Annotated in this window: 18 protein-coding genes; 6 read left to right on the forward strand and 12 right to left on the reverse strand. The window is 44.7% G+C overall.

What is annotated here, in order from left to right; all coding sequences use genetic code 11:
• Positions 1-33: 33 nt before the first annotated feature.
• Positions 34-1680 carry a pyridoxal-dependent aspartate 1-decarboxylase PanP gene (panP, locus tag R7E51_RS03315; protein WP_206957346.1) on the forward strand — a complete coding sequence of 549 codons (1647 nt, stop codon included), beginning with the start codon at positions 34-36 and terminating at the stop codon, positions 1678-1680.
• A gap of 311 nt (positions 1681-1991) precedes the next feature.
• Entirely contained in the window at positions 1992-2846 is an 855-nt protein-coding gene (locus R7E51_RS03320; RefSeq protein WP_005378021.1) for a MurR/RpiR family transcriptional regulator, read from the forward strand.
• A gap of 76 nt (positions 2847-2922) precedes the next feature.
• Here R7E51_RS03320 and R7E51_RS03325 read toward each other — a convergent pair whose 3' ends face one another.
• The gene (locus tag R7E51_RS03325; RefSeq protein WP_017820842.1) at positions 2923-4167 is read right to left on the reverse strand and encodes an iron-containing alcohol dehydrogenase; all 1245 of its coding nucleotides are present in this window, start codon (positions 4165-4167) and stop codon (positions 2923-2925) included.
• A 377-nt stretch (positions 4168-4544) separates the two neighbouring features.
• On the opposite strand from R7E51_RS03325, the gene R7E51_RS03330 reads away from it, so the two are divergent.
• Together R7E51_RS03330 and R7E51_RS03335 are read left to right on the forward strand one after the other, a co-directional pair.
• Complete coding sequence (locus R7E51_RS03330; RefSeq protein ID WP_005378026.1) at positions 4545-4811, forward strand: GrxA family glutaredoxin; 267 nt, start codon at positions 4545-4547, stop codon at positions 4809-4811.
• Between the two features lie 175 nt (positions 4812-4986).
• On the forward strand, positions 4987-6669 hold the full coding sequence (locus R7E51_RS03335; RefSeq protein ID WP_005378028.1) for an aspartate:alanine antiporter: 1683 nt from the start codon (positions 4987-4989) through the stop codon (positions 6667-6669).
• Positions 6670-6747: 78 nt separating this feature from the next.
• On the opposite strand, the gene fabV is transcribed toward R7E51_RS03335, so the two are convergent.
• The 8 genes from fabV to R7E51_RS03375 all read right to left on the reverse strand — a co-directional run bounded on the left by fabV (position 6748) and on the right by R7E51_RS03375 (position 19107).
• Complete coding sequence (gene fabV, locus R7E51_RS03340) at positions 6748-7950, reverse strand: enoyl-ACP reductase FabV (protein ID WP_005388648.1); 1203 nt, start codon at positions 7948-7950, stop codon at positions 6748-6750.
• A 174-nt stretch (positions 7951-8124) separates the two neighbouring features.
• A complete protein-coding gene (locus tag R7E51_RS03345) occupies positions 8125-10407 on the reverse strand; it encodes an acyl-CoA dehydrogenase (RefSeq protein WP_017634878.1) in 2283 nt (760 codons plus the stop codon).
• Positions 10408-10478: 71 nt separating this feature from the next.
• Positions 10479-11114, reverse strand: coding sequence for a TetR/AcrR family transcriptional regulator (locus R7E51_RS03350; protein ID WP_005378033.1), 636 nt, complete (start codon positions 11112-11114; stop codon positions 10479-10481).
• Between the two features lie 717 nt (positions 11115-11831).
• Positions 11832-12983: a Na+/H+ antiporter NhaA gene (gene nhaA, locus R7E51_RS03355; protein WP_005378034.1), complete on the reverse strand. Its 1152-nt coding sequence runs from the start codon at positions 12981-12983 to the stop codon at positions 11832-11834.
• Between the two features lie 330 nt (positions 12984-13313).
• Positions 13314-14438, reverse strand: a complete 1125-nt coding sequence (locus R7E51_RS03360; RefSeq protein ID WP_042521997.1) for a lipocalin-like domain-containing protein — start codon at positions 14436-14438, stop codon at positions 13314-13316.
• Entirely contained in the window at positions 14438-16891 is a 2454-nt protein-coding gene (locus tag R7E51_RS03365; protein WP_017820845.1) for an ABC transporter permease, read from the reverse strand. Before R7E51_RS03365 ends, R7E51_RS03360 begins: the two co-directional genes overlap by 1 nt.
• Positions 16872-17543: an ABC transporter ATP-binding protein gene (locus R7E51_RS03370; RefSeq protein ID WP_005378040.1), complete on the reverse strand. Its 672-nt coding sequence runs from the start codon at positions 17541-17543 to the stop codon at positions 16872-16874. The genes R7E51_RS03365 and R7E51_RS03370 overlap by 20 nt, the downstream gene beginning before the upstream one ends.
• A 187-nt stretch (positions 17544-17730) precedes the next feature.
• Positions 17731-19107, reverse strand: coding sequence for an MATE family efflux transporter (locus tag R7E51_RS03375; RefSeq protein WP_017820846.1), 1377 nt, complete (start codon positions 19105-19107; stop codon positions 17731-17733).
• Between the two features lie 94 nt (positions 19108-19201).
• On the opposite strand from R7E51_RS03375, the gene R7E51_RS03380 reads away from it, so the two are divergent.
• Positions 19202-20653, forward strand: coding sequence for a DUF2867 domain-containing protein (locus R7E51_RS03380; protein ID WP_206957349.1), 1452 nt, complete (start codon positions 19202-19204; stop codon positions 20651-20653).
• A 30-nt stretch (positions 20654-20683) separates the two neighbouring features.
• On the opposite strand, the gene R7E51_RS03385 is transcribed toward R7E51_RS03380, so the two are convergent.
• The 3 genes from R7E51_RS03385 to rsuA all read right to left on the reverse strand — a co-directional run bounded on the left by R7E51_RS03385 (position 20684) and on the right by rsuA (position 23686).
• A complete protein-coding gene (locus tag R7E51_RS03385; RefSeq protein WP_017820847.1) occupies positions 20684-21346 on the reverse strand; it encodes a DUF2913 family protein in 663 nt (220 codons plus the stop codon).
• On the reverse strand, positions 21346-22548 hold the full coding sequence (locus tag R7E51_RS03390; protein WP_017820848.1) for a Bcr/CflA family multidrug efflux MFS transporter: 1203 nt from the start codon (positions 22546-22548) through the stop codon (positions 21346-21348). The genes R7E51_RS03385 and R7E51_RS03390 overlap by 1 nt, the downstream gene beginning before the upstream one ends.
• 436 nt (positions 22549-22984) lie before the next feature.
• Positions 22985-23686 carry a 16S rRNA pseudouridine(516) synthase RsuA gene (gene rsuA, locus R7E51_RS03395; RefSeq protein ID WP_017820850.1) on the reverse strand — a complete coding sequence of 234 codons (702 nt, stop codon included), beginning with the start codon at positions 23684-23686 and terminating at the stop codon, positions 22985-22987.
• 121 nt (positions 23687-23807) lie between these two features.
• Here rsuA and R7E51_RS03400 point away from each other — a divergent pair, with 121 nt between their 5' ends.
• Positions 23808-25559, forward strand: a complete 1752-nt coding sequence (locus R7E51_RS03400) for a DEAD/DEAH box helicase (protein WP_206957351.1) — start codon at positions 23808-23810, stop codon at positions 25557-25559.
• Positions 25560-25698 lie beyond the last annotated feature (139 nt).

Below are 25698 nucleotides of genomic sequence, written 5' to 3' on the forward strand. Positions count from 1 at the left end.
GCATTACCAAAATAACTACAAAGATTCTTTGCTATGGTTAAGGAACAAAAAACCGCTGATGTTAGCTTTGAGAGCTTGCTAAAGATCTTCACTGTCCCAGAAGGTCCGGACTCAACGTTAACTAAAATTGACGAGAGCCTCTCGCGAAATCTAAATCAATTTCTTCGTGAACACATCGTGGCAGAAGAAAAGCCTTTACGCGAAATCGAAAAAGACTTTTCTTCTGCTCAGATTCCTGAGCAGCCAGAGTTCGTGTCAGATCATACAGAGCACTTACTCGACACTTTGGTGTCGCACTCAGTTCACACATCTTCACCAAGCTTCATTGGTCATATGACATCGGCACTGCCTTATTTCTTGATGCCACTGTCAAAGATCATGATCGCCTTAAACCAAAACCTGGTAAAAATAGAGACTTCCAAAGCCTTTACGCCACTTGAGCGTCAAGTTTTGGGTATGCTGCATCGCTTGATATATGGTCAGAATGATACGTTTTACAATCAGTGGATGCACAGTGCAAACCACTCATTAGGCGCATTTTGTTCCGGCGGCACCATTGCCAATATCACTGCGCTTTGGGTAGCACGTAACAAAGCGTTAAGAGCCAATGGCTCATTTAAAGGCGTGGAAAAGGAAGGCCTTTTTAAAGCCATGAAGCACTATGGCTATGATGGCTTAGCGGTGCTAGTGTCTGAGCGTGGTCACTACTCCCTTAAGAAAGCAGCCGATGTATTAGGGCTAGGCCAAGAGGGTTTGGTTGCGGTTAAAACCGATACCAACAACCGTATTGTTATCGACGACCTGAAAGCGAAAATTGTTGAGCTCGAAAAACAAAACATCAAGCCTATTGCTGTTATTGGTGTGGCTGGCACAACAGAGACAGGTAATATTGATCCATTGCCTGAAATCGCTGAAGTCTGCCAAGCTCACGGCTGTCACTTCCATGTGGATGCCGCATGGGGTGGCGCAACACTGATGTCTAACCATCACCGTCATCTTCTTAAAGGTGTGGAAATGGCAGACTCAGTAACTATTGATGCACACAAGCAGCTCTATATCCCGATGGGCGCTGGTATGGTTCTGTTCAAAGACCCTGACGCAATGAAATCCATAGAGCATCACGCTCAATATATATTGCGCAAAGGTTCAAAAGACCTAGGCAGCCATACACTAGAAGGCTCACGTTCGGGCATGGCGATGTTGGTCTACGCCGCAATGCACATCATAAGTCGCCCAGGTTACGAGCTTCTGATTGACCAAAGCATTGAAAAGGCTCGATACTTTGCGGATTTAATCAAACAGCAAGATGATTTCGAGTTAGTTTCTGAACCAGAGCTTTGTCTGCTCACATACCGTTATTTGCCGCCATTCATCCGTGAAGCATTAGCACAAGCAGAAGGCTCACAAAAAGAACAACTGAATGAGCTGATCAATGAGTTAACACAGTTTATTCAAAAGCGTCAGCGCGAAACGGGCAAATCGTTCGTTTCACGTACAAGACTGAACCCAGACCAATGGCAACGCATGAACACGATAGTGTTTCGAGTGGTTTTGGCAAATCCACTGACCACAAAAGAAATTTTGAGCTCAGTGCTTGATGAACAACGCGAAATCGCCAAGCAAGCACCGAATTTGATGAAAAGAATTCAACAGCTGGTTGTTGATATTCAATCGTCTTAACAGCCAGATCGAGTTACATCAATTTGAAATTTTTTTTCGTTTTGATGTAACTCAAACATCATTATCGTGCGACTAGCGCAACAAAACTTCGTTTACACATCCAATTCTGTAGTTTTTACAACATTTTGTTTGAGGCCTGTCAAATTCTCACTAAATAGTACCCGTTATTGGTTTAGACTGATTGAAGATCAGGTTTATACTGATTCTATGGCGCTGGTTGTTTTCGTTAACGCCCCACTCTACTCCGGAATCTTCGTGTTTCCTTTCGTTAGCAGAGCCAGCGAGTTGTTCTCTATACCCTCGTGAACACTATGAATACATTAGAAAAAATTCAAAAAAACCTGGAGAATTTCAGTAAGTCAGAGCGCAAAGTTGCGGAAGTAATTATGGCGTCTCCACAAACTGCAATTCATTCAAGCATTGCAACGCTGGCTAAAATGGCCGACGTTAGTGAGCCCACTGTAAACCGCTTCTGTCGTCGTCTGGACACCAAGGGCTTTCCAGATTTTAAGCTTCACTTGGCACAGAGCCTAGCCAACGGCACCCCTTACGTTAACCGTAATGTGGAAGAAGACGATGGCCCAGACGCGTACACCCATAAGATTTTCGAATCGACGATGGCGTGTTTAGATGTCGCGAAAAATAGCCTAGATCCAATGCAAGTGAACCGTGCGGTCGATTTGCTAACGCAAGCGAAGCGCATTTCATTCTTTGGCCTTGGTGCATCATCTTCTGTTGCCCGAGACGCACAAAACAAGTTTATTCGCTTTAATATTCCAATTACTTGTTTTGAAGATATTGTTATGCAGCGCATGAGTTGTATCAACTGCAGTGATAATGATGTTGTGGTTCTTATTTCTCATACCGGTCGAACAAAGAGTCAGGTAGAAATAGCGAACCTTGCTCGTGAAAATGGCGCAACGGTTATTGCGATTACAGCGAAGGATTCTCCTCTAGAAAAGGCAAGCTCGCTGGCCATCACGCTCGATATTCCAGAAGATACCGACGTTTACATGCCAATGGCAAGCCGAGTTGTACAAATGACAGTGATTGATGTGCTAGCAACTGGCTTCACTCTTCGCCGTGGTACAGGTTTCCGTGAGAACCTAAAACGCGTAAAAGATGCGTTGAAAGACAGTCGCTATGACAAATTAAGCCAGTACTAAGCACTAAAGCTTAGTCAATACTTTATCTAGGGGAGCTCAAGGCTCCCCTTTTGTTTTAATGCTGCTAAGGGAGCAATCACCCTAAGTCGTTGACACTCGATAAGTCCGTTCTTGATTCCAGTACTTCAACAGAACTGACATGTTGTGCACTCTCAGCTGCGCACTCTCCGCTACAATCACAGACTTGCTGCAATATGTGTATCAAACGTTCCTGATTAAGAGGTAAAGGATTCCCTTTGATTGCCATTGATTTAAGCGCATCATTCGCCACTTGCTCAAAAGAGGTTTGGCATACTCCAAATTGAGCCAGTAGCGGTAACGCTAACTTATCTAGCACCATATTTACCCAAAGAATTCCATCGTGTTCGTTAGCATTTACTCGCTCAGTGACTAATTGGGCCAGCTTGCGATAACGACTTATCACATCATTCCTACCCGCGAGTTTAGCGGCGTTAATGTTCTCCTGCATCACGTGCGGAGCTAGGCGAGCCGTAATAACGCTATGGGGGGCGTCTAACTTGCCTCCTAACGCCGATGCTAACCCATGAGCGGCACCTAATTTGGCATTAGTAATCGCCATACCACCAAGCAATGCAGCGAACGATAAATCAGAGCGCGCCTTATGATTATCTTGCTTACAAGCGGCAATCACAGAACGGCTTAAACGGCGTAGCCCCTCTTCGCAGACCATATCAGTAAGAGGGTTTGGCTCACCACACACATACGCTTCCATTAAATGAGTGAACGCATCCATTGCGCCACGTCCAGATGTGTATTGGTCGGTCCCGTAAGTAAGTGTCGGGTCTACAATGGCAACGTCTGCGAGCATATCAGGGCTTCGAAGACTCACTTTCACTTTATCTTGTCCAGATTTCAGCACAGCATTTCTGGTCACTTCTGAACCGGTGCTTGCTGTCGTAGGAATTGCAATAAAATGAAGAGGCTTTGCTTTTAAAGGGACGCTTCTTCCTACCACTTCTACGTAATCGTAAACATTGCCTTGATTGGGAATAATGGCAGCTAAGGCTTTGCCCATATCGATGACGCTGCCACCACCTATCGCAACCACCATATCAGGTTGGAATTTTCTACCGAGCACTGCGGTCTCTTCTACCATCGTGATGTATGGTTCACCAACGATAGCTACGTGCTGGTAACGCATATTTTGAGCTTTAAGATATTGGATAATGGGGGCGGCTCGTTGGGTATCCTGCCCAGTAACCAGCAAAACACTGTAGCCAAATTGGTTAATAACGGATAATGAAGATTGAAGTGCACCTTCACCAAATATAATCCTTGTTGCAGTCATAAACTGAAACATACACACCCTCCCAAAAGAATATACCCAAATAACCTCTCGCCCTCTGATTTAACACTTATGTAAGAGTTGAAGTTATTTGCGTATAGCCAAAATAGATTGCTATTTTTTTAAACAAAAAAAATTGACCAATTCCACCTTGCCATCATTAACCCTTTAGAATGTATGTTTTTTATGCGTCACTTCACATACTTCAGAGTCGTAAAATAAGCACGTGCGTTTAGTTTTTATTCGATAGATTTCACCTATAGAACCAAGAGGTAATTGCCGCTTTATTTCCGTATCTGGATCGGGCATAGTTACTCCAACAAAAGAAAGCGCACTCAGCCGCTATGTTTTGTACGCTTTCAAAAAAGAATAGATTTAGGAGAAATAAGATTATGTTCGTTGTTATCTTTGGTCGCCCTGCATGTCCTTTCTGTGTTCGTGCAAAAGAGCACGCAGAAACGCTAAAAGCAAAACGTGATGACTTCAACTACCGTTACGTTGATATTCACGCTGAAGGTATTTCTAAAGCAGATCTTGAGAAAACAGTTGGTAAACCAGTTGAAACCGTTCCTCAGATCTTTATCGACCAAGAGCACATCGGTGGCTGCGACGAGTTCGAAGCATACGCGAAAGAGCACCTAGGTCTATTTGACGAGTAATAAAGACTGTTTTCAAAAAAGCCGCTTCATGCGGCTTTTTTATTATTTTTCAGCTGGTTATTACGTTAAGTCAACTAATGGTAAAACCTAAAAAAATTCACTTATCTTTTTGCTATATTTAGTTACAATTCACAGTTCTTAATCTTTTTTGGCACACACTCTACCGAGCCACACAGTGAACATAGACGTCGTATACCTTCTCGAGCAAAACCCTATCCTTCTAATCTTCGTCGTATTAGCCATTGGCCTTGCCATCGGAAAAATTCGATTTGGCAAATTACAATTAGGCAACTCTATTGGCGTTCTTATTACCTCTTTGGTAATGGGCCACCTTGGTTTCTCATTTAATGCAGAAGCTTTAACCATTGGCTTTATGCTGTTTATCTACTGCGTTGGCATTGAAGCTGGACCAAACTTTTTTGGTATATTCTTCAGAGATGGTAAGCATTATTTTATTTTAAGCATGACTGTTCTCGTGTCTGCGGTCAGCTTAACGTATGGTTTGAGTCACTATTTCGGCCTCGATTTTGGCTTATCCGCCGGTATGATGGCAGGCGCATTGACCGCAACGCCAGTACTGGTTGGTGCACAAGATGCTCTTAACTCTGGCCTTGCGACTATACCGCGGAATATGGAATTTTCTCTGGTATTAGAAAATCTATCCGTAGGCTACGCGATGGCTTATCTGGTCGGCTTAATTAGCATGATCATGTTTGCTAAATTGTTGCCAAAACTGCAAAAACAAAACCTTTCTGATTCCGCGCAGCAAATCGCACAAGAGCGTGGCCTTGGAAATTCAAGCCAGAGAAAAGTGTATTTACCCATTATTCGAGCTTACCGAGTGGGCCCAGAGCTAATTGACTGGACTGATGGTAAAAACTTGCGAGAACTGGGTATTTATCGTCAAACTGGCTGTTACATTGAACGAATCCGTCGCAATGGTATTCTCGCCCACCCAGATGGTGATGCTATCTTGCAAGAGGGAGATGAAATTGCACTGGTTGGCTTCCCTGACAGCCATGCTCGCTTAGACCCTAGCTTCCGTAATGGTAAAGAAGTATTCGACCGTAACTTGCTTGATTTACGCATCGTTGAAGAAGAAATCGTCGTAAAAAGTGACGCAATCGCTGGTAAGCGTTTATCGGATTTGAATTTGTCTGAGTTTGGCTGTTTCTTAAACCGCGTAGTTCGCGCTCAGATTGAAATGCCTATGGACTTAGACATTGTGCTCGCTAAAGGGGACGTCCTTCAAGTGAGCGGCGAGAAAAGCCGAGTACATGGACTGGCGGAAAAAATCGGTTTCATCTCGATCCACAGTCAAATGGCCGATTTGCTCGCTTTTTGTAGCTTCTTTATTTTGGGTATTCTGTTTGGCCTCATCACAATGACGTTCGGTCAGGTGTCTTTCAGTTTGGGTAATGCGGTGGGTCTTCTGTTGTCCGGTATTACGCTTGGTTTCTTACGAGCAAATCACCCTACTTTCGGTTATGTCCCACAAGGGGCGCTGAATATGGTCAAAGATCTAGGGTTAATGTTCTTTATGGTCGGAATTGGTCTAAGTGCAGGTGGAAAGATGTTCGAGCACCTGACGCAAGTAGGACCAAAAGTCATTGGTTTGGCATTTATTGTCAGTGTTGTGCCTGTAGTTCTGGCTTACTTAGTTGGCGCACACGTACTCAAGATGAACCGTGCCCTGCTCTTCGGTGCCATTATTGGCGCCCGTACTTGCGCTCCGGCTATGGATGTCGTTAACGACTACGCTAAGTCCACCATCCCTGCCCTTGGTTATGCGGGTACCTATGCGATTGCGAATATTTTAATGACGCTAGCTGGTACGATTCTGATAATACTAAGTTAATACTCACTTTGACTATGAAATACAAAAAGGCGCTCAATGAGCGCCTTTTGTTTATTGGTTATCTAGTCTGTGATTCGATTAGATTTGAATGAAGTCTGCTTCAACTGCTGGATTCACATCCGCTTCGTAATCTACGCCTTCAACGCCGAAACCAAATAGTTTCAAGAACTCTTCTTTGTACTCAACGTAGTCAGTCAGCTCTTTTAGGTTCTCAGTCGTAATTTGAGGCCATAGCTCACGACAGTGCTGCTGAATGTCGTCACGAAGTTCCCAGTCATCCAGACGTAGGCGGTTCATCTCATCAACTTCTGCCGCGCTACCGTCTTCTTTGTATAGACGTTGGCTGAACATACGGTAGATTTGTTCCATACAGCCTTCGTGTACACCTTCTTCGCGCATTTTCTTGAATACCATTGCGATGTACAGTGGCATAACAGGAATTGCAGAACTCGCCTGAGTTACAACAGATTTAAGTACCGCAACATTGGCACTGCCGCCTGTTGCTGCTAACTTGTCGTTTAGCGCTTTCGCTGCACGGTCTAGGTCCATTTTTGCTTTACCTAGTGCACCATCCCAATAAATTGGCCAAGTTAGCTCAGTACCAATGTAGCTGTACGCGACGGTCTTACAACCTTCAGCAAGAACACCAGCATCAGACAACGCATTGATCCAAAGTTCCCAATCTTCACCGCCCATTACCGTGACAGTGTCTTTGATTTCTTCTTCTGTTGCAGGCTCAACGCTAGCTTCGATGATCACATCTTTGTTGGTATCAACAGCCGTTGATGTGTAAGTTTCACCGATAGGTTTAAGAGATGAACGAACTAATTCACCAGTTTCTGGCATTTTACGTACTGGAGATGCCAGTGAGTAAACCACCATATCGATTTGACCTAAGTCTTCTTTGATCAGCTCGATAGTTTTCTGTTTCGCTTCATTTGAGAAAGCGTCGCCGTTTAAGCTTTTTGCGTACAGACCTTCTTCACGCGCTAGCTTTTCAAAAGCAGCGGCATTGTAAAAACCTGCTGTACCTGGCTTCTTCTCAGTACCTTCTTTTTCGAAGAAAACACCGATAGTTGATGCACCGCCACCAAATGCCGCAGCGATACGAGAAGATAGACCGTAGCCACTTGATGCACCAACAACAAGAACACGCTTAGGTGCGTTTTTGATTGGACCTTGCGCTTTGGTGTACGCAATTTGTTCTTTTACGTTAGCTTCACAACCAACAGGGTGCGTTGTAGTACAGATAAATCCACGAATTCTAGGTTTGATGATCATATTCAACTTCCTTTAAAAAACCTTGTTAGGATAAAAGTTTCGTTGGGATTTCGCATCTAATTTCTGTAAAAATGCTCTTAAAAGGCAAGTGGTTGGAGCACTATCCCACCATCCACTCCCCAAGAATACAAAAAAGCACCTCATTGAGGTGCTTTTCTTAACATTAGTTGTCTATTATGCCGCCGGATTCAACTGCGACTTTTTTGGGCTATGAGTTCGCACTTCAGAAAAGTCATGACTAAAGTGGTCAACTTGAATCGCCTTGTAGCGCAATTTATCTGCAGCCATGATTTGATCAATTTCTTGTTCAGTTAACACGCCTGCTTCAAATGCTTGCTGCAAACGATCATGTAGCAGACCTTTACGAGCCACTTTACCATCCTTCGCAGCCTTCATAAGTTTACGCTCCAAAGGTTTAATGTCGTACATTGCAAGGAATGCATTCTCCATTAAGCCTACGCTGTCATCCTCTGATTTTCCGATGTAGCACAGATGCGTGAGGCGATCACGTTGCGCGCCTGGCGTCATCATCGCTTCAGCCAAATTCACACACAGCTCATCACTTGGCTTATTGAAATGATTACCAAGCGGGAACAATAGCCCCTTAAGCACACCGCCAACGTATTTCACAGGGAAGTTGGTGTAAGCCTCATTTAATGACTTAGAAGCGTTATACAAACAGTGTTGAACAGCGTAATGAACGAAGTCTAGATCGCCTTGTTGACGGCCTTCATCTTCATACTTTTTCAAGGCAGCAGATGCCATGTATAGATAGCTTAATCCATCACCCAAACGTGCGGAGATCATTTCTTTACGCTTCAAGTCTCCACCTAAGGTTAACATCGCAAAGTCTGCACTTACTGCAAGTGCACGACTGAGACGAGTAATGTCTTTGTAGTATTGCTGCGTTGGGCCACTCATGTGCGCGTTAACAAATCGAGAACCAGTTAGTGCTGCACCAAATGCACCGAATGTATTACCGAGCGCGTGCTTGATGTGTTTAAAGAGTAAGTTGTCAAATTCTTTCGCACCTTGTTCAGAATCTGGATTCGCCGCGGCTTCCATTTCTTTTAGAACATATGGGTGGCATCGAGTCGCACCTTGACCAAAAATCATCAGGTTACGAGTCAGAATATTCGCGCCTTCAACGGTGATAGCAACCGGGATACCAAGGTAATGTTTAGCAAGATAGTTCATTGGACCATCTTGAATCGCACGACCCGCGTGGATATCAAACGAATCATTTAGAATGGTACGCGCGATTTCCGTCATGTGGTACTTGGCAATCGCGGTTACAATCCCAGGTTTTTCTTTCATATCGAGAGAAGTCGTCGTTAGCGTACGCGTCGCTTCTAGTAGGTAAGTAAGACCACCAATGCGCCCCATCGCTTCTGCGACGCCTTCAAACTTACCGATCGACATTCCAAACTGTTTACGCACGTAAGCATAAGCACCTGTTGTACGTGTAGTAAGGTGACCAATCGCTGTGCCAAGCGCTGGGAGAGAGATACCACGCCCCGCAGAAAGACACTCAACCAGCATACGCCAACCTTTACCTGCGTAATCAGCGCCACCGATCAACCAGTCCATAGGGATGAAGACATCTTCACCACGAGTAGGACCATTCATGAACGCAGACCCCAGAGGATCATGGCGCTCGCCTATCTCGACACCTTCATGGTCAGCGGGAATCAACGCACATGTAATGCCAACCTCTTTCTTGTCACCAAGTAGCCCTTCAGGATCCTGCAGTTTAAATGCTAACCCGAGCACTGTCGCAACTGGCGCAAGCGTGATGTAGCGTTTATTCCAACTAACTCGCACGCCAAGCACTTCTTTGCCTTCATGGGTGCCGTAACAAACCACGCCTTGATCAGGTATGCCACCTGCATCAGAACCCGCTTCAGGGCCAGTTAGGGCGAAACAAGGGATGTCTGTACCATCAGCTAAACGAGGCAACCAGTAATCTTTTTGCTCTTGCGTACCATAGTGCGATAGCAGCTCACCAGGACCAAGAGAGTTTGGTACCATTACCGATACCGCGGTACTGATACTTCGAGTCGCAATACGAGAAACAATGGTTGAGTTCGCCAAAGCGGAAAATTCACGACCACCATATGCTTTCGAGATGATCAAAGAGAAAAATCGCTCTTTACGTAGGTACTCCCATACTTCAGGCGGTAAATCCCTGTCTTCTTTGACAATCTTCTGGTCATCAAGCATTTCTAGCAGGGTTTCAAGCTCATTATCCATAAATGACTGCTCTTCTGCCGTCAGTGTAGGCGTTGGATAATGATGCAATGTTGTGAAGTTTGGCTTGCCTGAGAATAGTTCGGCATCCCACCATACACTACCCGCTTCCATCGCCTCTTTCTCGGTGCTAGACAGAGGTGGCAATACTTTTTTGAACACTTTAAAAGCCGGGTCACTAATCCATTTTCTTCGTAGAGAGCTCATAGTTCAGATCCTTTTGTTCACGTAACCGCTCGGGGTATAATCTTATTATTGGTTTAACTTTCTTATTTGTCTTATGCCAACTGCTTTGCTGACATTCCTGCTGACAAATATGGAATCAGTAAATCGACGACAGATTTCACATCGACTTCCTTTTCAAACTTACTTTCTGCCAGCTCCGAAAGAGCTTGGCTTGAAGCCATCGTAAATACACAGGTTCCTAACGTGAAGTGCAGTCGCCAAAACAACTGTTCTTCACATAGTTCCGGGTTCGCCTTCATTATCGAGAAAGTGAAAAGGTTCAGTACCTCTTCGTATCTGGTGGTAATGAACCAGCGTAGATGACCTTGAACGTCTGTATAACCGCGGCCAATTAACAACATAAATAGCGCAGTACCATTTGGGCGTACATCATTTAATGTACGTAAAGGTAATCGCAATGACTCAAAGACATCGTCCATGTTGTAGCTATCGCGCGTGTTTAGCTCAATTAATGAAGTCTTAATGCTCGGCATTAGTGCTTCTAAATACCTATCTAAAACCGCTCTAACCAGCGTTTTTTTATCGCCAAAGTGATAGTTTACCGATGCTAAGTTAACGTTAGCTTTACCTGTTATCGTTCTTAGCGAAGTATCATTAAAGCCATGTTCAGCAAAGAGTCCTTCTGCGACATCGAGTATTTTTTCTTTTGTTGATGTTCTCGGGGCCATTTTAATCACTCGTATTAAACAACTGTTTGAAAATATACTCCCGAAACTTAAGATTAACAAATGATTAACATCACACTTTAACCAATTGGTCTGACCAGACAGTAAAAGGTGTGATCTAATCTTTTGAAATTCAATCGAATACTCCAGTGAAGCTTGTCAGAAGAAAACGATCAAGTTTCTCAGACCAGCGCAATTGAAACGCTAACAATAGCGTTGGCGGCTCGGAGTGAGCGAAGAGAGTATGAAATACATCTTCGGTTCTAGGGGAGATAAAATGAGAAACACAGAAGTTAGTAACTTCGCCAAGTTGGTAATCCATCTCGATTTTTCTATTACTTTCGGATGTGTAAGAAGCTAGAAAGCATTAAGTAGAAATTTTTTGAAAAAAAATGGAACTGTTTGGAAAAGGCTCGGTCTGAATATACGTAACAGTTAGGGCATTTGAAGTTTCACTGGCCGTCAAACTTGTTTCCATCTAATTGTTACGTTGCTGCTTTTTTCTTATTAACTCCTATGTTTGTATCCGCCCAGTCAAATTTTCGGCTGGGCTTTTTTTCGCCTATAGATTTACCAAGCGCCTCTTTCGATGATTTGCCCCAACTCCATAAGCTAGACCTTAGTTGGTCACAAAAGTAACCACCCTGAAGTGGTTGATGTGCCGATCTGCAGACATAAAAAAGCCTCCCGAATGGGAGGCTTTACTAAACAGTGTGTATCTTACGCTTGCGCTTTCTTAGGCAAAGAAAAGTGCAGTAACGCGTAGCCAAGTAACGCGGCTGTCGTCGAGCCCATTAAGATGCCTAGTCGAGCATAGGTATCAAACTCAGGGCTTACATTTCCAAACGCTAAAGAGGAAATGAATATAGACATTGTAAAACCGATACCACACAACACAGAGACCGCAAAGATATGCTTGAAGTTAATGCCTTCCGGTAACTTAGCTACACCCATTTTCACAGCTGCCCAACTAAAGGTGAAGATACCTAGAGGCTTACCAACCAGTAGCCCCAAAGCAATACCTAATGGCAGCATTGAAGTTAGGCCTGACATCGATACGCCTTCTAGCGAAATCCCCGCATTTGCAAATGCGAATAGAGGTAAGATACCAAATGCCACGTATGGATGAAGTGCGTGCTCCATGTGCTTAAGTGGGGAATGTTCGCCCTGTTTACCCTTAAGAGGAATAGCAAAGCCGATCACTACGCCTGCAAGTGTTGCGTGAACACCAGATTTAAGTACCGCAAACCATAAGATCGCGCCGACTATCATGTATGGCGTCAGTTTCGTTACTTCCTTCGCATTCAACATGAACAGGACACCAGTCATGATGAAGCCAACAAGCAGCGCCATGCTAGAAAGATCACCTGTGTAAAACAGTGCAATAATAACAACCACGCCTAAATCGTCGATGATAGCGAGAGCTAACAAAAACACTTTAAGGCTTACTGGTACGCGCTTACCTAGTAGCGCCATGATACCTAGAGCAAATGCAATATCCGTCGCAGCTGGAATGGCCCAGCCAGAAACCGCCTCTGGGTCGTTAGCATTAAACGCAACGTAAATAAGAGCAGGGGCTAACATACCACCAACCGCTGCAATCGCAGGGAAAATTGCGGTTTCTTTTGATTTTAGCGCTCCTTCAAGTAGCTCTCGCTTCACTTCAAGGCCAATAAGTAAGAAGAAAACAGCCATTAGGCCGTCATTAATCCAGTGAGAAACTGACATACCGAATACATAAGTATGCAGTACAGATTGATAAGTTTCGCCCAGCGGTGAGTTAGCAATGGTCATCGCAATTGCCGCTGCAATTACGAGAAGAATACCACCTGCTGATTCCATTTTGAAAAAGTCACGAATGACATCGTTCATGGTTTCGTCCTTATATTTATTATCTTAATAAACGATTAACAAAGAGTGATAAGAGTGTATAGCTGTCGAAAACTTTAGAATAATCGCTTCTTCAGAGTATAAACTTCGGTTTTTTCGATGTTAAGTTTACTATACATCGTATTTTCCAACATGACACTCAATTTTGATCGGAGATCGTATTTGTTTTTGTCGCACCAAATATTTATCAAGATGATGAGAAAATCAGCATAACACGGCTTGTACCATCATGATAACCCCGTACTTTTGAGAAAAAGCTAGGAAGCTTCGCGCACTAAAAAACCACCCGTAGGGGGTGGTTTTCTTCACAACTCAATAGCCTGTCAGCTGCATAAAGCCCCAAGCCTCATTGGAGCCGGAGGCTAAAGTAGGCCCTTCCCAGTAAGGTATTACAAAGGGTAGCCACATATCTGACTTGATAATGCGGGTAGTCAAATTAATTTGATGCTTCGGAATATTGATAATCCACTGCAAAGGTAACCTTCTTCCATTGGATAAACTGGTCACTTGCATTGGTTTAATACTGATATCATCGTCTGAGAGGTTGATGACTTTACCTGAGCGTGTCGACAACGTGCCAAACACGTGCGGTGTTTGCCCATGGTGACGATAACGGCTAACAGTTAATGCTCGACCATCATCTAAATTGAAAACAAACCAATCCCAGCCTTGTTGCCCCTCACCAATTAAGCCGCTGCCCCACTCTTTTTGCGCCCAAGCAGAACCCGTCACTGAGAATCGCTTACCATTTAAGCTTAAGCTGCCTTTTACTTTTAAAAATGGAGCACTGAAGCTGAAAGAAGCAACAGATTGCAACGCATGTTTAACTTGGAAGCCTTTGTCTCCATTCACCACAAAGGGGCCGCTTGTCATGGTATTGAGCTCAAGTCCAAACGTATCAGTATTCACATTCAAGTTGCCCGGGAAAGGCGTCGCACCGAGTGATCGCCAAGTCCAATTATCAATCCATAACCTGAAAGGACGATTGATCATACCAGCTTGGCCTATCCCGCCTCTAGCTACCCGTTGCTCTTTCCATACATGCGAACCATGACTGACGACAACATGTGAAATGTACAATTGAGGGTTCTGCCAACCGCTGGTTTCTCGCTCGTCCGTCGCAACCCTAAAATAGCTCCATTGAACATTGTAGATCTTGCCTTGCTCATCTTTTAGTTTCGCAAAGTAGTGCCACCATTCATGCTGATACTCGGGATGAAAGCGAAAGTCTGAGGGTAAAGAGACATGCTCATTAGGTAGTACAGGCTCGAAAATCGTTTGATTTTCACGCGTTAAGATAGAATCAAGTTCGCTTTCTCGTGTTGCTGTCGCCTCTAACCAAAAAGTTGAGTAAAAAGCAGCCCCAGTCAGAAAAGCGAACGTAACAACAATGAGCGTTGAAACCAACAAGCGTTTTTTAGAGCCCATTTTTTTCATTACAACGCGTCCCTTAATGACTTCATCGGTGTACTTTTGATCATTCTAATAACTGGCAATGCGCCAGCAACCATGATGGCAAGCATCGCCCAAGCAATGGTTTGAGCATACTCCCATGGAATCGTTTGAAGCTCTAGAGACCAGCCAAATGATTGCTTAATGATAATATCAACGATCAAATGTGCGAGCGCCAAGCCGAGCGGCACTGCAATAATCGCAGAAATGGCTCCGAAGACGAATAGCTGCAAACCACCTAATACGACAAGTTCTTTTCCGGACACACCCATGCACCTTAATAAGGAAAAATGCCGCTGCCGTGAAAGTTCTCCTGCCAACGTCGCAAAGAATAAACCAAACACGGCAATAATCAGCGTGATATTGCCCAAGGTTCCTGCTATCGCAAAGGTATGATCAAACACTCTCATTGCTTGGCTATAAATATTACCGTTATCAAACACACGATCTTGCGGGAGACGGAATACATTCTCTAAGCGATTTTTCAGCCCTTCTCCATTGACGTTATCTTTTAATACTACGCCAAGACCAACATTACCCGTACCTGCAAATGCATACAGCCAATTCCGGTGCGACATCATCACCTGGTTATATGGGTTTCCATAATCGTAGTAAACGCCTACGACTTGCCAATCACCACCAAGCGGTTCTTGCAAGTTAATGAAATCGCCAGGGCGGATATCCAACTTCAAGGCCATCGACTCACTGACCATTAAGCTCTTGGTAGCGTGCAGTTGATACCAGTAATTTGGGACACCTAACTTGACGGTAAGTGAGTCTAACTCACCTTCAGAAGAGCCCGTACTCACAACTTGCAGAGCACCATGCTCGGTCGGCATATCTTTTTCCCAGCGCCACCAAACCGAGTTCACCTCTGGCTGATTCTGGAGCCATGCGCTCATCCTAGCGGCTGAATTGTTGGTCGGATAGATGTACACATCAGCCGCTAATCGCTGATTTAGCCACTTATCGGTTGTATCTCGAAAGCTTCCGACCATTGTTTCTACACCAATGTTTGCCGCCAGCGCTAACATAAACGCCATCGTAGCCACACCGCGATAGCTCATGCTCGCTGCTGCATCAGCAAAAAACCAACGGACACGAACCCATCGCATGGTATAAGAAAAACTTTGGAACATATGCCACATAATAAATGGCATAAACAACGCCACACTAACCAACATCAGAGCAATAATAGCAAAGCCGGTTTCTTGTGTTTTCGGGGCCTGATATACCGCTATTGCAGCGACACAAAACGCACACGCCGCAAGCGCCTGCCAAGAGAACTCTCTTCCAGCAAATCGCATTAGCGACAGTCGAGAAGAAAGGCGGATTGGTTGTGACTTCAGCAAACGGATTAATGGCCACAGACACGATATCAACGCACCCATCGCTGCCATGATTAGGCTATATAAGCTAGATTGCCATGACCATCCTATGGTTAAACCTACGTTGGCATCATACAAATCACTCAGGCTCGAAGACACTGCTGGGATAAGTTCATTCGCTAAGATCAAGCCAAAAAAGTTACCACACGCCCACGCAATAAAGACGAGCAAAGACAACTCTAGCAATAAGGCTTGCGCTAACTGTGTTCCGTTAACACCAGTCTGTCTCAAAATACCGACCAAACGTTGTCGCTGAATGAAAGACAGAGACATCGCTTGATAAAAAATAAACAACCCAACCAAAAACGACAGCATTCCCATCGCGGTGAGATTCATATGGAATGCGTTAGTTAGCGACTCAAGCTCAGTACGCGTATTCCTAACAAGCGTCATTCCATTTGGCAGCATGTTTTTCAGTGCTATTAGCTTTTCCTCTGGCATTTCACCACAAGAAATCGCAGACAAACCTGAGCTCCGCTTGAGCATACGCAACAACGATATATCAGTAACCAGCCGAGTACCCGAAAGCATCTTGTCCTTATCTACTTGAATAGGCCCAAGACGGCTTCCGTCATTCATCTCAATGAAGTCCCCATCTTGCCAACCCATGTAAGCGGCCAAATCTTGACTAACGAGAATAGGATAAGGAGGCTTCATTAGTGATAAAACCGGCATCTCACCTAGCGATTTTCCTTGTTGTAGTGGGATCATCGCGACAGGATCTATCCCCACCAACATCAGGCTCATATCGGTCTTGGCATCTAGATGAAGCACGTCAAACGGTGCACATTGGTTAAACCCAGCTCGACGTAACTGAATATAGAAACCTTGAGGAATTTTATTGGCAGAGTGCTTCGTTCGGATTCGGTATGGCAAAGGATTAGAGAAAAGCTTTTCCCCAGTGGCATAACTTTGTTTTGCATGCTGGTTGATAGAAGTAACACCAACAAGGAGGGACACGCCTAAAGTTAATCCCAGCCAGACAAGAATAATTTGTAGAGGGTAACGACGGTAATGACCGAGTAGTGCCTTAACTACGGGCCATAACATGTAGCTGCCCTCCTTGAAGTCGAATCTTTCCTTCCATATGGGCGGCCACTTTTTCACTGTGCGTCACTAACAGCAAAGTACACTCCAGTTGGCGAGCGAGACTCGTTAGTAAGCGCATTACTGCTTCTGCGTTTCGCTCATCTAGGCTACCAGTTGGCTCATCAGCAAGCAGGATTTTGGGTTCCATATAGAGTGCACGAGCAATCGCCGCACGTTGTTGCTGACCACCAGACGCCTCTTCCGGATAACGTCCTAGCAATGGCATTAAGTCCAAAGCAGAAAGAATTTGACGCCACAACTCTTTATCTTCCGGCAGACCTTTTAACTGACGACAAAAACGAATATTGTCGGCAATATTAAGTGTAGGAAGCAGGTTGAATTGTTGGAAGATATTACCAATATTGTTGCGGCGATAAAGGGTTCTTAAATGCTCCGGTGCTTCATGCATAGCAAAATTTGGAAACTGCACTTCACCAGAGTCAGCAGTATCTAATCCGGCGATTAAATTCAGCAGAGTACTTTTACCCGAACCACTTTCCCCCATCAGAGCAACTTGGTCGCCTTGCTGCAATGTTAATTCTGCCCCTTGTAATACAGGGTGAAACTCTCCCCCGTCTACATAGCCTTTACATAGGTCTGACAGTTTTAACATTGATTATGCCGCTCGGATGGTGTTTAAAAATTGGGATCAGAATCTACACTAAAATCCTGTTAGTAGAAAGTATTTTGAATGCTTGATCACACTATGGAAGTACAAATGCAACTCGATTCACTTTCTGTTGCTAATTTTGTTGACGTTTTGAGCAGATTTTTGCAGCCAAAATAAACTCTGTTCCTCCTTACTGGCCAATCAGGTTTTTCATCCATTTTCGGCTAACCATTCTTGGCAAGCAAATCGCCCACTTCACAACTTCTTCCGTCAAAAAGAGTAAGTAAACCCATTGTGGGTCCCAATTGAGATAAATCGCTGCAAATGCTGCGAGTGGAATCCCGATCACCCACTGCGCCAAGATGTCTTGATACAAACAAAACTTAACATCACCGCCCGCACGTAATACACCAACAATCGCCATCATCGGCACCGAGCGTAGCACGACACCCAACGCAAGAATCACCATAAACTGTTCAGCTAGCTCGCGAGTGTCTGTTGTCAGTGCACTAAACGCATTAAGGATCCATTGATTTGACACTATCAACAAGACGGCGACCACAAATGCGATAAGCACATTCAAAATGACCGTAGCCCATGCTTGATAATAAACGGGTTCAAAATTACGAGCGCCGAGCTGGTTCCCGACTAGAACTGCAGCCGCATTCGATAAACCAATCATCATCGCCAATGCGATCGACTCAACAGGTGTCATTACGGAAAGTGCCGCCAAACCTTGTACACCTGCTTGCCCCATGATGGCGTGATAAGCAAACAGCCCACCAGCCCACGCCAAGAAGTTAAATGTGGTTGGCAAAGAGAGGCTCAAGAAACGCGTAATTTTATCTAAGACCAATCCTGCGCGTATATCATCCCAACCAAATGCGATTATGTGTTTTTTCAACCATAGATAACCAAACAAGCAACCTACTTCGATCGCGCCACTGATTACCGTTGCGATCGCTGCTCCCGTAATACCCAGAGCAGGAAAGCCTAATTGACCAAAAATTAAAACCCAGTTAAGAAACACATTAGATAAAATGCCTATACCACTAAAAAAAGTGCTTAGGCCTGGTTGGTGCATCGCCCTTAGGCCCACCGACATACTGGCCACACATGCAACAGCAAACATGCTAACCGACGAAATAATGAGATAGCTGGCCCCTAATTCAATCACTTCTTGTGAATCGGTAGTCAAGCTCATGATGAGTTGTGGAAAAACAACAAACAAAGCAACAGCAATCGCAGCAAACATCATTGCGATCATCCATGTCAAAGCGGTACTGCGACGCACCCCAACTTTATCGCCAGCCCCCCAATATTGAGCGGTTAACAACGCACCGCCCGTTGTCACCCCAACTAACATGATGGTGGTGACGAAAGTCGCGCGCGCAGCAACTCCAACAGCGGCAATTTCTGCTTCACCAAGCTGACCAAGCATAAGAACATCGACGAGGCTTCGGCTAGAAAACATCATGCTTTGCAGTGTAATTGGTAACGCGATTGCAAATAAACGACGTAAGAATGCTTTATCTGCGTGTATTGAGAGTTGAGAAAGAAAAGTCACAAGCGCTCCAACGACAACTTATTGATAGAATGGGGAAAGTGTCTCATGATTATACTCTGTGGTGTTTATTCCACCAACGATAAAAGGACAGATAATGAAAAAGGTGTTGGTGCTAGGCGCCTCGGGTTACATTGGCTCTCAACTTCTTCCGTTACTTTTAGATAAAGGTTACGCCGTCACAGCAGCGGCGCGACATATTGATTATTTAGAGTCAAGAACTCAGCCTCACCCTAATTTAACGTTAAGGTATCTCGACTTGGCTGACGCAGAGACCACGAAGGCTGTAGTGAACGATTTTGATTTAGTCTTTTTTCTCGTGCACGGGATGGCTCAAGGTGATGACTTTGTTGAGTACGAACTAAACCTTGCTTTGAACTTCAAATATGCGTTGGAACAAAGCTCCGTCGAGCATGTTGTATATTTGAGTGCCATTCAACCTCAAACCGGAAACTCTCGCCATTTAGCCGCTCGTAAAGCCACGGGAAAAATAATTCGACAGTCTGGTGTTCCAGTAACTGAATTGCGTGCTGGCGTTATCATCGGCCCCGGCTCTGCCGCTTTCGAAATCATGCGTGACTTTGTCTACAACTTACCTATTTTGATCGCGCCTAAATGGGTCGACTCAAAAGCGAACCCTATTGCCTTGCCCAATCTCAACCACTATTTGTTGAAGTTAGCAGAAGCTCCCTCTCCAGAAGAAAGTCAAATTTATGAAGTTGGTGGGCCAGATACACTTAGCTACCGCGAACAGTTCAAAGTCATTTGCCGAATCACGAACAAGCCGTATCGACTGTGGTCGACCCCGCTACTTACTCCGAAAATGGCATCGTACTGGCTAGGTTTAGTTACCTCAGTGCCAACTAGTACCGGTAAAGCATTACTTGCTGGCTTAGAGCACGACTACATTGCAAACTCCAAAGCGATTGAAGAACGATTTCCTCAAACGCTGATCAGCTACGAGCAAGCGGTAACTGATACCATTCAAGATGAAGGCACATTTGTACGCAGTAATGTCTGGGGGTTTGAACCCGCAGCGCTTCGTCGATGGCAACCAGGATATGGTTATTACCCAAAACAAGCTGGAGCGAGCATTAAAACTCATGCCTCCGCTGCGGCATTATGGAAAGTGGCGCAAAAGATCGGGAGTCGCGAAAAAGGCTATTACTTTGCCAACATCTTGTGGCGTACACGTGAATGGCTCGATATCTTTTTTGGTGGCGGAAAACCGATTCGCGTTTCTCCTCCTGGACCAGAGCTTAAAGTCGGTGATTTTATTGACTCTTGGAAAGTGATTCGCTGCGATAATAATCAGTTTCTTTCACTGTTTTTTGGTATGAAAGGCCCAGGCCTTGGGCGTTTAGAAATTACCATCAAAGATCTCGGTGACGAACGAGAGCTGGATATTACCGCCTGGTGGCACCCGCAAGGGTTTCTTGGGCTGCTTTATTGGTTTGCAATGATGCCAGCCCATCTTTTCATATTTAAAGGCATGGTCAAAGCCATCGCGAAAGAAGCAAACCGTTTAGAAAACAAAAAGCCCCAATAACAGGGGCTTCTAAACACTCAAAATGTCACTTTAGTCAGCTTTGAACGAGAGTGGAATTTCGGCTAACTGGTTGCCTTCGTTTGCTGGAAAAATAAGGTACTCGCCATGGTATTTCACCATCGATTTGTAGTCTGTTACCTTATGAACCATAAAGCCCGCTTGCGCTGCTTTCTCAACAAACTCAGCATGATTGCCACGCACAAACCAACTCATTGGCTTTACGAGCAACTCGCCATCAAAACAGCTTTCGCATTGGTCTGCACATAACGCTAAAGAGTTTTGACCTTCAGTGAAGATTTGTACTTTGCCGCACCCAATCAGTTGCTCAGATGTTGAGACTTCCCAGCCTGCTTGCTCCATCAAATCAAGAAAAGACTCAATATCTGAATCTTTGAACACTTTGGAGTCTTCACCTTCAGGGAAGAATTGCGCATAAAAAGAAGAAATACGTTTAAAGATAAACAACAAACCAGCATCGTTCCCCTTTGAGCGACCTGCTTTTTGCCAACGCGTTAAGTCATCGCCTACCGTACGTCCGAAACGTTGTGATTTTAGCGCCTTTGTTACCCAACGCACTAAATAATGGTTATTCGCAACAGGGGCATTGGCTAACTTACCTGAGCGATGCTCTTGATCTAACTCTTCAAGTGCTGAGTTAACCAAGTTTTGAATTTCTTTGGTGTAATTCGACATTACGCCTTTCTTCCTAAAGTCCAATAAAACAGTGCTGAAAGCACAGAACAAGCAAACATCACGATGATCATCGGCCAAGCAACATTCCCGGGCAGTGATGCCACCAGCGCACCAACCAATGAACCGATACCGAATCTTAATGTCCCCGCTAGAGACGACGCCGTACCCGCCATTGATGGGTAACCACTTAAAAGCAGCGCCATCGCGTTACTACCTATCGTCGACAATGTACCGATAAACAGCACAACAAAAGGCACAATGCCCCATAATCCGAAGTCCATTAACCAACTTACGAATAAACCAATCCCCGCCAAAAGTTGCACGAACAACCCAAAACGAAGCATGGCATGGGAACCCACTTTCTTCACCAAGCGACCATTAATACTGGTCATGATGATCATCGCCACAATGTTCAAACCAAATAGGTAACCAAAGTGGTCTGGTCGAACACCATATAAATCAATATAAACAAACGAACCCGCCGTCAAAAATGCAAACATTCCGGAAAATGAAAACGCACCTGAGAGCATCAAACCGATCGCTTCAGGATTGGAGCATAATCTGGCGTAGTTTCTCAGCGTCGTGCGGAAACGAAGAGGCTGACGATTTTCAGGCTGTAACGTTTCAGGGATTTTCCAAAGTACGAGAAAAATCACAACTACAGCGAAAATAGCTAGTACCCAAAAAATGGAACGCCAACCAAACCAAATCGCGAGATGGCCACCGATCATCGGTGCCACCAACGGCGCAATAGTAATGACCAGAGTAACGAAGGACATTGCGCGTGCAAAGTCTTCACGGTCAAACATGTCACGCACGACGGCTTGGATAATGACCGCCGCTGCCGCGCCAGCAAAACCTTGTGCCGTACGTACATAGGTCAGCGCATCAATGCCATTTGTTGTCGCACTCACAACAGCAGCCAAGCCGAAGAAAAGTACGCCTAAAATCAACACAGGTCTGCGACCAAAGCTATCGGCAAGCGGCCCGTGAATTAACTGGCCGATCGCAAAACCCGCGGTATAAGCCGTCAACGTAATCTGAACCGCGCCAGGCGCGACCCCCAAATCTTTCGCTATTGTCGGCATCGCAGGCAAATACATATCGATCGCCAAAGGCGTCAAAGCACCAATCGCTCCTAGTACCAGAAACAATAGAAAACTGATTTGGGATTGCGGAGCACTTTGAGCTTTTTCTGTCATTCTTTTACCTCTTGTTGGAGCCCTACCGTCAATACTTGCAGAACAAAGTGAAAATAACGGAAGTTCTCATATCGCTGAATGTAGAAGCCAAAAACCTGTTCTATCCAACGTTCGAGAATCATAAGGGCAAATATGTACCAAGGTGTGACCTTGACGAACTCGACATAGAAAAGCATGTGAAAGCGAAATGTGTTTATGGGAAACAAACACAATGCAGTAAAAATGATGGCGTTGACACCATCATTCCATTCACCGTAGCCGAAGGCTTTGCAATAAGAGTATGCATGCATCAGCTAAATGCAAAGGCATATCACTGAGATGAGTAAGCACACCGGAATTGTCTAGGCACTAATTTTGGTAGGAAAATTTATTTTGAGCCAATTCCTACCAAAAGGCTAGTTCCTATTAGGAACTAAAGAATTTCCCATGCCGACAATTAATTCCAAATAGAATCAATTTCTTCTTGCGTGAGGTAGCGATAATCACCTGGTTCTAGTGCCTCATCAAGTTCGATAGAACCAATACGCTCACGATGTAAGTACTCAACTTTATTTCCTAACGCCGCGAACATACGTTTCACTTGGTGATACTTACCTTCCACGATAGTTAACAATACTTCATTCTCAGCCTCGTTCACGATTTCCAAACGAGCAGGCAATGTTGCTTCTGATTCATTGCGCAAAATGATGCCTTGTTCGAGCTTTTCCTCGTAATCTGGCTGAATAGCATCGACGAGCCAAACACGGTACGTTTTCTCACACTTATGCTTAGGTGAGGTAATACGATGAGACCACTTACCATCATCCGTAATCAATACTAAACCAGTTGTGTCGACATCTAATCGGCCCGCAAAGTGAAGGTTTTCAATTTTAGGCTCATCAAGCAATGCGAATGCAGTTTGGTTGTAGCCATCTTCATGTGAACAAACAAAGTCAGCAGGCTTATACAACATAATGTAACGAGGACCAGGAGCACCAATAACACGGTCTTCCCACATCACTTCCGCACCTTTAGGTACTTTAAATGCACCACTTTTTTGAACCTCACCGTCAACGGTGATGTCTCCACTTTTGATGATCTTTGTTGCCTGTTTGCGTGTTGCACCCAGAGCGTCACACAAATATTTATCTAAACGCATGAATACCTCATTGAATTATACCCAAGTGATCTCTAAATCTTGGTTTAAAGGTCACTTGGGTATAAAAGTCAGGTATTATAGCGTTCCTCGTTCGAATAGTTGAGCAATTTCACATATTTTCATGTACACACTTCGTCCTTATCAAGCCGACTCGGTTAAAGCCGTTATTCATTACTTTCGTAAACACTCGACACCAGCAGTGATCGTGCTGCCAACCGGTGCAGGAAAAAGCTTGGTGATCGCAGAACTTGCTCGCCTTGCGAAAGGACGAGTGTTAGTCCTCGCCCACGTAAAAGAACTGGTCGAGCAAAACCACGCGAAGTATGAAGGTTATGGTTTAAAAGGTTCTATCTTCTCAGCAGGATTGGGACGAAAAGAAACTGACCAGCAAGTCGTGTTTGCTTCGGTTCAATCGGTCGTACGTAACTTAGATTCGTTCAAAAACCAGTTTTCTCTGCTCGTTATTGATGAGTGCCATCGTGTGCCAGATGACAAAAACAGCAGCTACCAAAAAGTTATTACTCACTTACGAGAACTGAACCCTGGCATTAAGGTGCTGGGATTAACTGCAACGCCCTATCGTTTAGGAATGGGCTGGATTTATCAGTATCATACCCGAGGTCAAGTGCGAACCGAAGAGCCTCGATTCTTCCGCGATTGTATTTTCGAACTGCCGATCCGTTACTTGCTCAACGAAAACTTCCTCACTCCAGCCCGCATGATGGATGCGCCCGTTTTGTCTTACGACTTCTCTCAGCTGAAGCCCGCTAACACCGGACGCTACAAAGAAGCAGAAATGGACATGGTGATCGATAAAGCCAAACGTGCGACTCCACAAATTGTTGAGCAAATCATGCAATATGCGAAAGAGCGCCAAGGGGTCATGATCTTCGCTGCAACTGTTCGACACGCACAGGAGATCCACAGTCTATTGCCAGAAGGCGAAACTGAAATCGTCATTGGTGATACACCTACGCCGGAGCGCGATGCGATCATCCAAGCGTTCAAGAATCGTCAAATAAAATACTTAGTCAATGTTTCGGTACTGACAACCGGGTTTGATGCGCCGCATGTCGATTTAATCGCGATTTTGCGACCAACAGAGTCAGTCAGTCTGTACCAACAGATAGTAGGACGAGGATTACGCTTATCAGACGGAAAATCAGAATGTTTAGTGCTTGATTACGCAGGCAACAGCTACGATTTATACCAACCAGAAGTCGGTGATCCCAAACCAGACTCTGACAGTGAAATTATCACGATTCCTTGCCCGGCTTGCGGATTCAATAACAACTTCTGGGGTAAGTTGGATAGTAACGGTTTCTTGGTTGAACACTTTGGCAGACGTTGCCAAGGTTACTTTGAAGATGAAGACACAGGCGAACGTGAACACTGTGGCTACCGTTTTCGTGCCAAATACTGTGGTGAATGTGGTGCGGACAACGATATTGCTGCACGAATTTGTCATGAGTGTGACGCGACGCTCGTTGACCCAGATAAAAAGCTAAAAGAAGCCCTTAATCTCAAAGATGCATTAATCTTTGAATGCACAGAAATGGACCTATCTGTATTTAAGTCCAGTGATGGTAAATCTCAGCTAAAGGTGACGTATTCTGGTGAACCATACCAAGGCGAAGGCAATGCGTTAGTTCATGAGTTTTGGTCATTGAGTACCAAAAAACAAAAACAAACGTTTAAAGATCAGTTCGTACGCCCCCACTTAGCAGACAAGCATCGCCCTTTTGAAGAGGCTTCACCGACACGCGTTGTAGCTAATCAACATCGTTTCCGTTTGCCTCAGTTTGTTATTGCTAGAAAATCTGGTCGCTTTTGGAAGCTGCGGGATAAGATTTTTGAAGATGAGTTGAAATAACATCGACAACACATGGCAAAACTCAATTAGCTGATTCACTCTCTGTTCATCTATATCCGATATACTGCGGCTAACGCTCCAGAAAAGGTTTGACTATGTATAAAGCAACGACTTCTCTACATTCTGCGTTACTTTTCGG

The organism is Vibrio sp. Vb1166 (assembly GCF_033338695.1).
GTDB lineage: Bacteria > Pseudomonadota > Gammaproteobacteria > Enterobacterales > Vibrionaceae > Vibrio > Vibrio alginolyticus.

Coding starts and splice junctions, on each gene's coding strand:
- R7E51_RS03385 (WP_017820847.1), bottom strand. CDS start 21,346: ATGTCGAATTACACCAAAGAAATTCAAAACTTGGTTAACTCAGCACTT.
- R7E51_RS03400 (WP_206957351.1), top strand. CDS start 23,808: ATGTACACACTTCGTCCTTATCAAGCCGACTCGGTTAAAGCCGTTATT.
- R7E51_RS03365 (WP_017820845.1), bottom strand. CDS start 16,891: ATGTTATGGCCCGTAGTTAAGGCACTACTCGGTCATTACCGTCGTTAC.
- R7E51_RS03380 (WP_206957349.1), top strand. CDS start 19,202: ATGAAAAAGGTGTTGGTGCTAGGCGCCTCGGGTTACATTGGCTCTCAA.
- panP (WP_206957346.1), top strand. CDS start 34: ATGGTTAAGGAACAAAAAACCGCTGATGTTAGCTTTGAGAGCTTGCTA.
- rsuA (WP_017820850.1), bottom strand. CDS start 23,686: ATGCGTTTAGATAAATATTTGTGTGACGCTCTGGGTGCAACACGCAAA.
- nhaA (WP_005378034.1), bottom strand. CDS start 12,983: ATGAACGATGTCATTCGTGACTTTTTCAAAATGGAATCAGCAGGTGGT.
- R7E51_RS03345 (WP_017634878.1), bottom strand. CDS start 10,407: ATGAGCTCTCTACGAAGAAAATGGATTAGTGACCCGGCTTTTAAAGTG.
- R7E51_RS03325 (WP_017820842.1), bottom strand. CDS start 4,167: ATGTTTCAGTTTATGACTGCAACAAGGATTATATTTGGTGAAGGTGCA.
- R7E51_RS03390 (WP_017820848.1), bottom strand. CDS start 22,548: ATGACAGAAAAAGCTCAAAGTGCTCCGCAATCCCAAATCAGTTTTCTA.
- fabV (WP_005388648.1), bottom strand. CDS start 7,950: ATGATCATCAAACCTAGAATTCGTGGATTTATCTGTACTACAACGCAC.
- R7E51_RS03330 (WP_005378026.1), top strand. CDS start 4,545: ATGTTCGTTGTTATCTTTGGTCGCCCTGCATGTCCTTTCTGTGTTCGT.
- R7E51_RS03360 (WP_042521997.1), bottom strand. CDS start 14,438: ATGAAAAAAATGGGCTCTAAAAAACGCTTGTTGGTTTCAACGCTCATT.
- R7E51_RS03350 (WP_005378033.1), bottom strand. CDS start 11,114: ATGGCCCCGAGAACATCAACAAAAGAAAAAATACTCGATGTCGCAGAA.
- R7E51_RS03370 (WP_005378040.1), bottom strand. CDS start 17,543: ATGTTAAAACTGTCAGACCTATGTAAAGGCTATGTAGACGGGGGAGAG.
- R7E51_RS03320 (WP_005378021.1), top strand. CDS start 1,992: ATGAATACATTAGAAAAAATTCAAAAAAACCTGGAGAATTTCAGTAAG.